Consider the following 12964-nt stretch of genomic DNA (forward strand, 5'->3'; position numbering starts at 1 on the left):
AAGATATCCGTAGATTAATGCGAATTTTATCAATAGATTACGGTAAAAAACGTACCGGACTGGCTGTGACCGACCCATTGCAGATTATTGCCAATGGGTTGGCCACAGTTTCTACACATGAACTTTTCACTTATATCGAAACTTATATTCAGAAAGAACAGGTGGAGCGCATTGTTATCGGAAAACCGATGCAACCTAACGGGCAGCCAAGTGAAAACCTGGCAAGAGTAGAAAACTTCTACAACCGTTGGCGAAAGGCTCATCCTGAAATTCCAATTGAATATTATGACGAGAGATTTACATCAGTCCTGGCACATAGAGCCATGATAGATGGAGGTGTAAAGAAGAAAGTGAGAAAAGAAAATAAAGGATTGGTAGACGAGATAAGTGCTACCATCATATTACAGGATTATTTGCAATCAAGAAGATAATGATTTTACCGATTTATATTTATGGTCAGCCAGTGCTGAGAAAAGTGGCTGAAGATATTACACCTGATTATCCAGATCTCAAGGTGTTGATTAATAATATGTATGAAACCCTTGATTCCAGCAACGGCATCGGACTGGCTGCACCTCAGATTGGCTTGCCTATCCGCCTCGTTGTTATCGACCTGGATGTGCTCAGCGAGGATTTCCCTGAGTATAAAGGATTCCGTCATGCTTTCATCAATGCCCATATCCTAGAGCGCGATGAGGAAAATACCGACTCTTCTGAAGAGGGATGTCTTTCTATTCCTGGTATCAATGAGAAGGTGGTTCGTCCTACACGCATCCATGTAAAGTATATGGATGAGGATTTTAATGAACATGATGAGTGGATAGGGGGATATCTGGCTCGCGTGATGCAGCATGAATTCGACCATTTGGAGGGTACAATGTTTGTTGACCGTGTGTCTCCTCTTCGCAAGAACATGATAGCAGGAAAGCTCAAGAGTATCATCAAGGGCAATTTCCGTGCTGCCTATCGTACTAAGATACGTCGATAGTTCTTCCGAAAATATAGTAAGCTTCATGGTAATCGTGACGATTGGGCTTACTATATTTTTTTATTCTACATTCAATAGGTTTTATTTCAGAGAGTTACGAACAGATGAAGAAGATTCTCTTAGTTCTTTTTATGGTAATGGGCGCCATGTCGACTTCTGCCCAATATCGTGTAGACCGACTTGTTACGGCCGGTCGGAGTGCATTGTATTATGAGGATTTCGTCCTTTCAATCAAGTATTTTAATCTGGCTATCGGTGCCAAGCCTTATCTGTATGAGCCTTGGTATTACCGCAGTGTGGCAAAATTTAATCTGGATGACTTTACGGGTGCCGAAAGTGATGCCAGCGAGGCGTTGCATCTCAATCCCTATATCAATGATATTTATGACTTGAGAGCCATCTGTCGCATCAGACAAAACAGGTTTGATGATGCGATAGCTGACTATAATGAGGCTATCAGACTGGAACCGCGCAACCGAAATTACTGGTTCAACCGGGCTATCTGCCAGATGGAAAACAAAAGGTATGAGGCGGCGCAGCAGGAACTGGATACCATCGTGGGAAAATGGAAAGACTGGTCGAATGCTTATTCGCTCAAGGCTGAAGTGTATCTGCATCAGAAAGATACCGTGCAGGCTGAGAAATGGCTAGACAAGAGTCTGCAGCTCAATCCGTATGATGGGGATGCCTGGACTACGCGTGCCTATATGGCGCTGGCTAGAAAGGAATGGAAAACGGCTGATGAGGCGCTGACCAAGAGTCTGCATTTCAAACCTAACAATGTGAACAGTTACATCAACCGTGCTTTGGCGCGTATCAATCTGAATAACCTCAGGGGGGCGATGAGCGATTATGACAATGCCCTTGAGCTGGATCCGAACAATTTCCTGGCTCATTATAATAGAGGACTGATGCGTGTACAGTTGGGTGATGATAACCGGGCTATCACCGATTTCGACTTCATTATCAAGATGGAACCCCAAAACTTCATGGCTATCTTCAACCGAGCTCTATTGCATGACAAGACCGGTAATCTGAGAGCAGCCATCAGGGATTATACTAAGGTTATCAGCCAGTTCCCTAACTTCTGGACCGGTTTGTCTAACCGTGCCAGCTGTTACCGACGCCTGGGCATGACAGCCAAGGCAGAGATGGATGAATTCCGTATCTTCAAGGCACAGATGAACAAGCATATCGGAATCCAGCCGAGATGGAGCGCAAAGACCAAGAAGGAGATGCGTAAGCGCTCTGAGGTTGACCCGAATAAGTTTGCTTCGTTGGTAGTAGATGACGAACCGAAGTATGAACACAACTATAAGAGTGAATATCGTGGTAAGGTTCAGAACCGTCAGGTAGAAACCGCCTTCCTGCCGATGTATCAGCTCTCTTATTTCCCAAACAATCAGAATGTAAATGGAGTTCAGGCTTATGACAAGGAGGTTGATGCGCTCAATCAGCATACCAAGGCAGACAAGGTTTATATCGTTTGCAGTAAGGAGCAGCTCGATGAGAATGGTTCTATGAAGATATTCTCGATGATTGATAAACTTTCGGCGGAGTTGAGTGTGGCGAGCGATAATGAAACCAGAAAACGTCTCCTGATGCGCAGGGCCATCGCTCATAGTGTACTTCGTGATTTTGAGGCTGCCATCAGTGATTTCACCTATTATATCTCGCTCGATGACAAGAACTCTTTGGCTTACTGGCAGCGTGCTGTCTGCCAGGCTGAGATGGATGAATTTAACAAGGCTGAGGGCAAGGGTGTTCTGAACATCCATTCTGCCGAGGCTGATTTCAGTGATGCCATCCGCCAGAACAGCAACAATGCTTACATCTATTATAATAGAGGTAATCTTCATGCAGGTAGAAACGAACTTTCAAAGGCAATAGATGATTATACCATTGCCTTGAGAATTGATAACCGCCTTGCAGAGGCTTATTATAATAGAGGTATAGCACGAGCCAAGAGTGGCAATAAGCAGACTGCCATCCAGGATCTTTCAAAGGCAGGAGAACTTGGTTTGTATGATGCTTATTCTGTGATCAAGCGCTTGAATAAGTCGAAATAAAAAAATCCCGCAGATTTTCTCTGCGGGATTTTTTTTTATCTATTTCTGTATTCCGGTTTTATATTCTCGTTACCTGCTTAACGCCCTTCACGGCGCTCAGTTTCTTGATGAGTGCATCAGTTTTGCCGGCATCATCAATCATCACGGTAACATTGCCAGAGAAGAGACCATCCTTGGAAGAGATGTTGATGCCTCGCATGATGAGTTTGTCTTCCTTGGAAATGATGTTGGTGATGTTGCTCACGATACCGATATCGTCGTTTCCGATGATGCGGAGCGTGATGGCATACTTGGATGTTCCCTTGCCGCTCCATTTCGCCTTCACGATGCGGTAACCGAAACGGCGGCGCAGTTCCTTGGCGTTAGGACAATCCATGCGATGTACCTTGATACCCTTACTGATGGTAACGAATCCGAAGATTGGGTCGCCGTAGATAGGGTGGCAGCAATGAGCCAGTTCGAAATCGATGCCCTTGAGGTGCTCATCGATAACCAGCACATCGTCGCTCTGCTTCATCAGTTCCTCAGTAGGATTCTCAAACTCGAAATTCTCTGCACTTTCTGCAGGCTTGTTGGTATTGGCGAGGTTCAGGTCGTGGTCGCGCTCCTCTATGTATCTTTCGATGATGCTGTTCACGTCGATTTTCTCCTCGGCAACATCCTTATAGAAGTCTGAGTTCTCCTTATATCCCATTTTCTTGATGATGCGCGCCATGATGCTCTCATCAATATCCAGTTTCCTGTTCTTGAATCGGCGCTCCAGAAGTTCCTTGGCATAGAGGCCGTCCTTCTTCTGGGTTTCCTTCAGCGCTAGACGAATCTTGGCCTTAGCCTTGGATGTCTGCACGATGTTGAGCCATTCGCGGCGTGGCTTCTGGTTGCTCTGTGTGAGGATTTCTACCTGATCTCCCGAATGGAGTTCCTGTCGGAAGGTGACGGCTCTTCCGTTAATCTTTCCGCCCACACAGGTATTGCCGATGCGGGAGTGGATATAGTAGGCAAAGTCGAGTACCGTAGCTCCCTTCTGGAAGTTCAGCAGGTCGCCTTTTGGAGTGAACACGTATACTTCGTCTTCCTTCAGGTCGGTGGTAAACTGGTCCATCAGCTGCAGATCATCGTTGCTTTCCAGGGCAGCACGGATATTGGCAAGCCATTCGTCGATACCGCCTTCTCCCTGCTTGATACCCTTGTAGCGCCAGTGGGCAGCGAGTCCGTGCTCTGCAATATCGTCCATGCGCTCGGTTCTGATCTGTACTTCTACCCATTTGTTTTCAGGACCCAGTACTGTGGTATGCAGACTTTCATAACCGTTGCTCTTAGGCACGCTGAGCCAGTCGCGCATACGCTTTGGGTTTGGCTGATACATGTCGGTGATGAGGGCAAAGGTCTGCCAGCACTGCATATACTCTTTCTCTCTTGGTGCATCGAGGATAATACGGATGGCAAAGAGATCGTATACACCCTCGAAGGCGCACTTCTGTTTTTTCATCTTCTGCCAAATAGAGTGGATACTCTTGGTGCGGCCCTTCATATGATATTTCAGACCGGCAGCATCGAGCTTCTCCTGGATTGGCTGGATGAAGCGGGCGATATAGGCATCGCGCGAAGCCTTAGTGGCGTTCAGTTTGTCCTTTATCATATAGTAGGCGTCGTGCTCTAGATACTTCAGACTGAGGTCTTCCAGTTCGCTCTTCAGTTTGTAGAGTCCCAGTTTGTGGGCGAGTGGGGCATAGAGGTAGCTTGCCTCTTCGCTTACTTCATGCTTTGCCTCTTTCTGTTCGGTATCACGAATCTGTCGCATCACGTTCACGCGGTCGGCAATCATGATGAGGATGACGCGCATATCCTCAGAGAATGAGATAAGCAGATTTCTGAAGTTCTCGCTCTCTATGATAGGGTTGCGCTTATATAAATCGTGGATGCGAAGCAGACCACTGATAATGTGGGCTACGCTATCTCCGTATTTCTTCTGTATCTCTTCGATGGTCTGATAGCCATCGATGACGCTGGTCTGCATCAGGATGGCGATGATGCCATCTCGTTTCAGACCTATCTCGTTTACTGCGATTTCTGCGGTTTGCAGGGCAGCGAGTATTGGATTCATTCCGAAGACATTGCGCTTAATCTGATGGTTGATGAAGGCATGCTGTATGTCTTCACGCAGATGCTGCTCATCGCCTGGTTTGAATGTGTCGCCCACGGCGGTTCTCAGGCGCTCCAGGATTTGGAGTGTCTGTTCCTTTTCTTCGGATGTGAATTTAAAAGGTGTTTCGTTCATTGTCGTTCCCTCCTGCTGATGATATATTATTGAGTTGTTATAACTCGTCTATCCATTTCTGACCAGATTTGGTATTGAGCCAGATGGCAAAGCTGCTGCTAATAATTAGCCCCAGCGAAAAAATAAACATTAATCCATCCATAATAATATTATTTATCGTTATACTTCATAATTCTATTAGCGCAATATGCAATGATAATTGCAGATAGCGTTCCAATGAACAAACAAAGTAAATTGTATATGTTCAATTCTTGGTTTGTTACTAATGGCGATAAACCGCCAATTCCTACACCACTTAAAAATAATGTAGATACCCCATAGAGGTAATGTGATAGCCCCGACCTTCTGTCGTGCTCTTTTGATAATTTACTAACCATGTTGCAATATTCTATTTTAAATTTGACAAACAATGGCGATTCGGCGTTAAAAAACGCCTACTTCGTTAAATTTTCAATGCAAAGGTACAAAAAAAAGCGGAAATATTTCTGATTATCAGAAAAAACTATTATCTTTGTAGCACATATAGTGTAAATTTAACATAAATATGGTATTATGAATCAGCAAGATCTAAACCAAATCTCTGCGCGCGGTATCTCCGAGCAGCAGATTGAACACCAGTTGGAACAAATCAAGAATGGCTTCCCATTCCTCAAACTCGAGGGTGCGGCTGCCATCGGTAAGGGTATCATGGCTCCTACAGCTCAGGAGGTAGAGAACTACGAGAAGGCGTGGAACGATTACAAGGCTGAGGGTCACAAGATTGTGAAGTTCGTACCTGCTTCAGGTGCGGCAAGCCGCATGTTCAAGAACATGTTTGCATTCCTCGATGCTCCATACGATGTTCCTACTACTGACTTCGAAAAACAATTCTTCGAGAATATCAAGAAGTTTGCTTTCCGCAAGGCACTCTGCGATAAGTGCCATGTAAACAACGAGAAGGGTATCATGTGCCTTATCAAAAAGGGTGATTACAAGGCTGTTGTGGCTAATCTCCTCAAGCCAGAGGGATTGAACTACGGACAGTTGCCTAAGGGATTGCTCCAGTTCCACGAGTATGAGGATGAGGTTCGTACCCCAATGGAGGAGCACCTGGTTGAGGCTGCGCTCTATGCTAGCAGCAACGGCGAGGCAAACGTTCATTTCACCGTTTCTCACGACCACCTGGAACTCTTCAAGCAGATGGTAGCCGAGAAGGTAGATAAGTATGCACAGCGTTACGGCATCAAGTATAACATCTCATTCTCAGAGCAGAAGCCTAGCACCGATACCATCGCTGCCAATCCAGACAATACTCCTTTCCGTAACGAGGATGGCTCTTTGCTGTTCCGTCCGGGCGGTCATGGCGCACTCATCGAGAACCTCAACGAGATTGATGCTGATGTGGTATTCATCAAGAATATTGACAATGTGGTACCTGATCGCCTGAAGGCTGAGACTGTTACCTGGAAGCAGGTGATTGCAGGTGTATTGGTTACTCTGCAGAAGCAGGCTTTCAATTATCTGAAGGTTTTAGATTCCGGTCAGTACAACCATGAGAAGCTGGAGGAGATTATCCGCTTCGTTCAGCGCGACCTCTGCTGCCGTAAGGCTGATATCAAGGAGCTGGAGGATGCCGAACTGGTTATCTATCTGCGTAAGAAGTTGAACCGTCCTATGCGTGTCTGCGGTGTCGTTAAGAACGTAGGCGAGCCTGGTGGTGGTCCATTCCTTACTTATAACCAGGATGGTACCGTAAGTCTTCAGATTTTGGAGAGCTCTCAGATTGACAAGAATAACGAGGAGTATATGAAGATGTTTACCGAGGGAACACACTTCAACCCAGTAGATCTCGTCTGCGCTACCAAGGATTATCAGGGCAATGCCTTCGATCTTCCTAAGTTTGTTGACCCATCTACCGGTTTCATCTCCAGCAAGAGTAAGAATGGTAAGGATTTGAAGGCACTCGAGTTGCCAGGTCTCTGGAATGGTGCGATGAGTGACTGGAATACAGTATTCGTAGAGGTTCCTCTCGGTACATTCAACCCAGTGAAGACCGTGAACGATCTGCTCCGCGACCAGCATCAGGCTGTAGAGGGTGGCATCAAGCACGAGCATCATCACGGAGAGGGCGGTTGCTGTGGTAAGCACTAATTTCCGATTCCGTATATCTCGATGGTAAGATATAAACACAATAAAGGCTCAGTTCCCGATTTTATTCGAGGATTGAGCCTTTATCATTGAGCTATTAATGTGTCTGCTAAAAATTATAAGATGTTCTGAATCAAATAAAATAGCCTTTTGCTTCTGTTCTGCTAAAGGAAAACTATCTGATACAAAGGATAGGAATCCTTAGCAGGAAGTTCTTAGTTGTACCAAATTTCTCCGCCTAATACTGTTGGATACTCTTCAGCTGTTGTTCTTTCTACAGGAGCCGCAATTTCTACGAACTCACCATACTCCTTTACCTTGTTAATGTTCATAATTTGTAGGTTTTGTTGATTTATTAATTTATATTACGGATTGGTATCTAATAAGGATACTGATCTTTTACTTTTTTTTCTACGCTGCAAAGTTACACAAAAAATGATATGCAACAAGTTTTTTGGCTAAAAATCTGTCGATATTTAACCTTCTTTAAAAGTTTCCTGCATATTTCCTGCAATACTATTCAGTTTTAGTAGAATATTTTTGTTTGTTTTCGCTAAATACCTCATAATGAGCGAGTAAATGACAGACTATCAATCTGTAGCTTAATCGTGTACACTATCGCAAGTTTGTCATTTACTTTATTGCTTCATTATATGGATGAAGATTTCACCTTATACTATATAGAGATTTCGCCCGCCAGAGATTCTGTCAGTTTTTCTCTTACCTTTTTGTTATCTGCATATCTTCCCTGCAGATACATCATCTTGGTGACCATAGCCTCTACCGTAGAATCGTATCCGCTTATCACATGAGCAGCTTTCAACTGGAAGCCGGCTCCGTAGCGTTCCATCTCTACACTGCCCGTAAGACATTGGCTGATGTTCACGATGTTTACTCCGCGATGGGCAGCCTGATCCAGAAGACGCATGATCCATGGCGTGTGAGGAGCATTGCCTGAACCGAAAGTACGCATCACGATGCCGCGGAGGTCTGGTGATTCCATCACGTGGCGCACAATGTTATCCTGGATACCCGGGAAGAGACTGAACACGATGACGTTCGGATCGAGCTTCAGATGTGGAACCATTGGCTTTCTGTAATCCGGCGTAAGAATGTGATGGTCGTGATATTGGAAATTGATTCCTACATCGCAGAGGTGAGGGTAGTTGAATGAATCGAAAGCATGAAATCCCTCGGCATTGATCTTGATGGCACGGTTACCGCGAATCAGCTTGCCGTTGAAGAAGATGCATACCTCGGGCACCATAGGGCGTCCTTCAGCATTCTTGGCAGAAGCTATCTCTATGGCTGTCATCAGATTCTCTTTGCCGTCGGTTCGCAATTCACCGATAGGCAACTGGCTACCCGTCAATATTACAGGTTTGGTCAGATTCTCAAGCATGAAGGACAAGGCAGATGAAGTGTAAGCCATTGTATCAGTGCCATGAAGGATTACGAATCCGTCATAGTTGTTGTAGTTGTTGGATATCATGCTTACGATTTCTGCCCAGCGCATAGGATCCATGTCGCTGGAATCGATAGGTGGGTCGAATTTTCGCACATCGATTTCTGCCTGAATGAGCTTGAATTCGGGCATGGAAGAAACGAGGTGATTGAAATCAAGAGGTTCCAGTACACCTGTCATCGGGTCCATTCCCATACCGATGGTACCACCAGTATAGATGATGAGAATCTTTGTTTTTGCCATTTTCTTTGTTTCTTTACATTTTGTCACGTTATCGGATGCAAAGATAATGAAAATATTTGTTTCTCCAAAACTTATTGGCTAAAAATGTATCTGAATTTTACAAAGTGTTACGAAATGTTGGTAGAAAAGCAGATGAAAACTTCAATATCTCAGCATTTTCGGTCTTAAAAGCCCTTAATATAAAGAGGTATTAGCAAAGTTTAGCAAAATAAATGCATTTTTATTCGCTTGTTACAAAAAGAAATCGTACTTTTGCAGGCGATTTAATAAAAATACTAAGTTGTTATGGTAAAAATCACATTCCCAGACGGATCTGTTCGTGAGTATGAACAGGGCGTAACTGGCTTACAAATCGCCGAGAGCATCTCACCGGCTCTCGCTCGCAACGTTGTATCTTGCGGTGTTAATGGTGAGACAGTAGAGTTGAACCGTCCTATCAATGAGGATGCTAACGTAGAACTCTACAAGTTTGAGGATGAGCAGGGTAAGCACACATTTTGGCATACATCTGCCCACTTGTTGGCTGAGGCTCTTCAGGAGCTTTACCCAGGCATCCAGTTCGGTTTCGGTCCAGCCGTAGAGAGTGGTTTCTTCTACGACGTGATGCCAGCCGAGGGTCAGGTGATCTCAGAGAATGATTTCGCCAAGATTGAGGCTAAGATGATGGAACTTGCCAAGAAGAACGAACCTGTGGTTCGCAAGGAGGTGGCTAAGGCTGATGCTCTCGCTGAGTTCAAGGCTGACGGTCAGACTTACAAGTGCGAGCATATTGAGCAGGATTTGGAGGATGGTACCATCACCACATATACCCAGGGCAATTTCACCGATCTTTGCCGTGGTCCTCATTTGATGAATACTGGCCTTATCAAGGCAGTGAAGATTACAAGTGTGGCAGGTGCTTTCTGGCGCGGTGATGCCAAGCGCGAGCAGATGACCCGTATCTACGGTATCAGCTTCCCTAAGAAGAAGATGCTCGACGAGTACTTGGTAATTCTCGAAGAGGCTAAGAAGCGTGACCACCGTAAGATTGGTAAGGAGATGGAACTCTTCATGTTCTCTGAGCGTGTAGGAAAGGGTCTTCCTATCTGGTTGCCAAAGGGTACACAGCTCCGTCTGCGTTTGCAGGAGTTGCTTCGTTCTCTCCTGAAGCCTTACAACTACCAGGAGGTTATCTGCCCAGGTATCGGTGGCAAGAGTCTCTATGTAACATCTGGTCACTATGCTCACTATGGCAAGGATGCATTCCAGCCTATCCAGACTCCTGAGGAGGATGAGGAGTATATGCTCAAGCCAATGAACTGTCCTCACCACTGCGAGGTCTACGCTCGTAAGCCTCGTTCTTACAAGGATCTTCCTTTGCGTATCGCTGAGTTCGGTACCGTATTCCGCTATGAGAAGAGCGGTGAGCTCCATGGTTTGACTCGTGTTCGTACATTTACTCAGGATGATGCTCACATCTTCGTTCGTTCAGATCAGGTGAAGTCTGAGTTCGAGAATGTAATCGACGTAATCTTGAAGGTATTCAAGATCTTCGGTTTCGAGAACTACGAGGCACAGATTTCTCTCCACGATCCTAAGGATACAGAGAAGTATATCGGTTCTGATGAGATTTGGGAAGAGAGCGAGAACGCTATCCGTGAGGCATGCAAGGAGAAGGGTCTTGAGACACGCGAGGAGGTTGGCGAGGCAGCCTTCTATGGTCCTAAGCTCGACTTCATGGTAAAGGATGCCATCGGTCGTCGTTGGCAGTTGGGTACCATCCAGGTGGATTACAACTTGCCTGAGCGCTTCAAGCTGGAATATACCGCTGAGGATAACTCTAAGAAGACTCCTGTGATGATTCACCGTGCACCGTTCGGTTCACTGGAGCGATTCACAGCCGTTCTCATTGAGCATACCGCCGGTCACTTCCCATTGTGGTTGACTCCAGACCAGGTTGCAATTCTTCCTATCTCTGAGAAGTTCAACGATTATGCTCAGAAGGTACGTCAGTATCTTGACAAGCAGGGCGTTCGTGCTTTGGTTGATGACCGTAACGAGAAGATTGGCCGCAAGATTCGCGACAACGAGTTGAAGCGTGTTCCTTACATGGTCATCGTAGGTGAGAAGGAGAGTGCCGAGGGCTTGGTATCTATGCGTAAGCAGGGTGGTGGCGAACAGGCTACCATGAGCATGGAAGAGTTCGCTCAGCGCATCAATGCCGAGGTTGCAGAGCAGCTGAAGGCAGCTGAGGAGTAATCCCGCAGATTGATATTTTCTAATCTCCCGCAGATTTCACAGATTTACACAGATTTTTTCTGTTGAGGGCTCTGTCCCACAGATTTTTTGTGTTGAGGGTTTAGTCCCACAGATTTCACAGATTTACACAGATTTTTGTGTGTTCTGTTGAATATCTGTAACAACTGTGACGTCTGTGGGAGATTTTTTTTGTTAAGGAGGATTTTAAAATCGTTTGGTTATGACAGAAAATGAGATATCTTATAAGATCATTGGAGCTATTTATAAGGTTTATAATGAATTGGGACCAGGTTTACTTGAGTCGGTTTATGAAGCAGCTCTGTGCTATCAGTTGCGCAAAGATGGACTTAGGGTAGAGAATCAGGTAAAGTTGGATGTCATGTATGATGGTAAGGTTTTGCCTGTAGATTTCCGTCTGGATATTCTTGTAGAAGATAAAGTCATAGTCGAACTGAAGTCTGTGGCAGAAATGAAAGATGTCTTTCATAAGCAATTGCTTACGTATTTGCGTGTGGCGAAGAAGCATCTTGGAATATTGGTCAATTTTTCCACCACAGATATACGAAAATCAATCTTCCGTAAAGTCAATGGATATACTTCCATCGATTGATCTTCTTTAGTCCCGCAGATTGTTTTCTTTTAGTCCCACAGATTTCACAGATTTACACAGATTATTGAAGCAAAGATTTAAATCTGTGTAAATCTGTGAAATCTGTGGGACAAAAAACGAAAACTGTGTGATTTTTAATAAAATATAAGGTTAAAAATGAAAAATCTGCGGGAAATCCTTGGTGGTTTCACAAAATAATCGTAACTTTGCAGCCGTTTAATCAAAAAGACAAAAAAGAATATATCGAATAGTTAATGAAAAATGACAAAATGAAAAATCAGTACCGCGTAAACGAACAGATTCGTGCACGCGACGTGAGAGTAGTGAGTGATGGTGGAGCAGAAGTGATGCCAGCACGTAAGGCGTTGGAGTTGGCACGTCAGCAAGAGCTTGACTTGGTCGAGATATCTCCTAATGCGCAACCACCAGTTTGCCGTATAGTTGACTATTCTAAATTCCTTTACCAGCAGAAGAAGCATGCAAAGGAAATGAAGCAGAAGCAGGTAAAGGTGGAGACCAAGGAAATCCGTTTCGGACCTCAGACCGATGAGCACGACTATCAGTTCAAGCTCAAGCACGCTAAGGAGTTCCTTAACGAGGGTAACAAGGTTCGTGCATACGTTTTCTTCCGTGGTCGCTCTATTCTCTTCAAGGAGCAGGGTGAGGTTCTTCTTCTCCGTTTCGCCAATGATTTGGAAGAGTACGGAAAGGTGGAGCAGATGCCAAAGCTTGAAGGTAAGAAGATGTTCCTCTACATGAGTCCTAAGAAGGCTGGTACTGCAAAGAAGAGCCAGCAGAAGATGGACCGTGAGAAGCGAGAGGCTGAAGCTAAGGCTGCTGCAGATGCAGAGCGCGCTGCTAATGCTGAGAAGAATGGCTTGCTCGCCAATGCTAAAGGCGGCGATGCCCTGAAGAAACTCGCAGAAGGAACAGAGGATTAAGAAAA

9 protein-coding genes are annotated in these 12964 nt (G+C 45.1%); 7 read left to right on the plus strand and 2 right to left on the minus strand.

The features are described 5' to 3' along the window. The first annotated feature begins 17 nt into the window (after positions 1-17). The 3 genes from ruvX (at position 18) to KUA46_RS02775 (ending at position 3057) form a co-directional block, all read left to right on the plus strand. A complete protein-coding gene (ruvX, locus tag KUA46_RS02765) occupies positions 18-431 on the plus strand; it encodes a Holliday junction resolvase RuvX (protein WP_006846875.1) in 414 nt (137 codons plus the stop codon). After that, positions 431-988: a peptide deformylase gene (gene def, locus KUA46_RS02770; protein ID WP_022121616.1), complete on the plus strand. Its 558-nt coding sequence runs from the start codon at positions 431-433 to the stop codon at positions 986-988. The genes ruvX and def overlap by 1 nt, the downstream gene beginning before the upstream one ends. A gap of 104 nt (positions 989-1092) precedes the next feature. Then, entirely contained in the window at positions 1093-3057 is a 1965-nt protein-coding gene (locus KUA46_RS02775) for a tetratricopeptide repeat protein (protein ID WP_218487030.1), read from the plus strand. Between the two features lie 58 nt (positions 3058-3115). On the opposite strand, the gene KUA46_RS02780 is transcribed toward KUA46_RS02775, so the two are convergent. Continuing rightward, a complete protein-coding gene (locus tag KUA46_RS02780; protein WP_118189910.1) occupies positions 3116-5335 on the minus strand; it encodes a RelA/SpoT family protein in 2220 nt (739 codons plus the stop codon). A gap of 552 nt (positions 5336-5887) precedes the next feature. Between KUA46_RS02780 and KUA46_RS02785 the strand changes: the two genes are divergently transcribed. Beyond that, the gene (locus tag KUA46_RS02785; RefSeq protein WP_218434629.1) at positions 5888-7465 is read left to right on the plus strand and encodes a DUF4301 family protein; all 1578 of its coding nucleotides are present in this window, start codon (positions 5888-5890) and stop codon (positions 7463-7465) included. Positions 7466-8138: 673 nt separating this feature from the next. Here KUA46_RS02785 and KUA46_RS02790 read toward each other — a convergent pair. Continuing rightward, positions 8139-9170 carry an asparaginase gene (locus tag KUA46_RS02790; protein ID WP_218487029.1) on the minus strand — a complete coding sequence of 344 codons (1032 nt, stop codon included), beginning with the start codon at positions 9168-9170 and terminating at the stop codon, positions 8139-8141. Between the two features lie 285 nt (positions 9171-9455). Here KUA46_RS02790 and thrS point away from each other — a divergent pair, with 285 nt between their 5' ends. The 3 genes from thrS to infC all read left to right on the plus strand — a co-directional run bounded on the left by thrS (position 9456) and on the right by infC (position 12959). Next, complete coding sequence (gene thrS / locus KUA46_RS02795; protein ID WP_153117996.1) at positions 9456-11408, plus strand: threonine--tRNA ligase; 1953 nt, start codon at positions 9456-9458, stop codon at positions 11406-11408. A 220-nt stretch (positions 11409-11628) separates the two neighbouring features. Next, positions 11629-12018, plus strand: a complete 390-nt coding sequence (locus tag KUA46_RS02800; RefSeq protein WP_006846867.1) for a GxxExxY protein — start codon at positions 11629-11631, stop codon at positions 12016-12018. 254 nt (positions 12019-12272) lie between these two features. Then, a complete protein-coding gene (gene infC, locus KUA46_RS02805) occupies positions 12273-12959 on the plus strand; it encodes a translation initiation factor IF-3 (protein ID WP_119237830.1) in 687 nt (228 codons plus the stop codon). Positions 12960-12964 lie beyond the last annotated feature (5 nt).

It is taken from the genome of Segatella copri (genome assembly GCF_019249765.2).
Classification (GTDB): domain Bacteria; phylum Bacteroidota; class Bacteroidia; order Bacteroidales; family Bacteroidaceae; genus Prevotella; species Prevotella copri_K.

Coding starts and splice junctions, on each gene's coding strand:
- infC (WP_119237830.1), top strand. CDS start 12,273: ATGAAAAATGACAAAATGAAAAATCAGTACCGCGTAAACGAACAGATT.
- KUA46_RS02800 (WP_006846867.1), top strand. CDS start 11,629: ATGACAGAAAATGAGATATCTTATAAGATCATTGGAGCTATTTATAAG.
- KUA46_RS02780 (WP_118189910.1), bottom strand. CDS start 5,335: ATGAACGAAACACCTTTTAAATTCACATCCGAAGAAAAGGAACAGACA.
- thrS (WP_153117996.1), top strand. CDS start 9,456: ATGGTAAAAATCACATTCCCAGACGGATCTGTTCGTGAGTATGAACAG.
- ruvX (WP_006846875.1), top strand. CDS start 18: ATGCGAATTTTATCAATAGATTACGGTAAAAAACGTACCGGACTGGCT.
- KUA46_RS02785 (WP_218434629.1), top strand. CDS start 5,888: ATGAATCAGCAAGATCTAAACCAAATCTCTGCGCGCGGTATCTCCGAG.
- KUA46_RS02775 (WP_218487030.1), top strand. CDS start 1,093: ATGAAGAAGATTCTCTTAGTTCTTTTTATGGTAATGGGCGCCATGTCG.
- def (WP_022121616.1), top strand. CDS start 431: ATGATTTTACCGATTTATATTTATGGTCAGCCAGTGCTGAGAAAAGTG.
- KUA46_RS02790 (WP_218487029.1), bottom strand. CDS start 9,170: ATGGCAAAAACAAAGATTCTCATCATCTATACTGGTGGTACCATCGGT.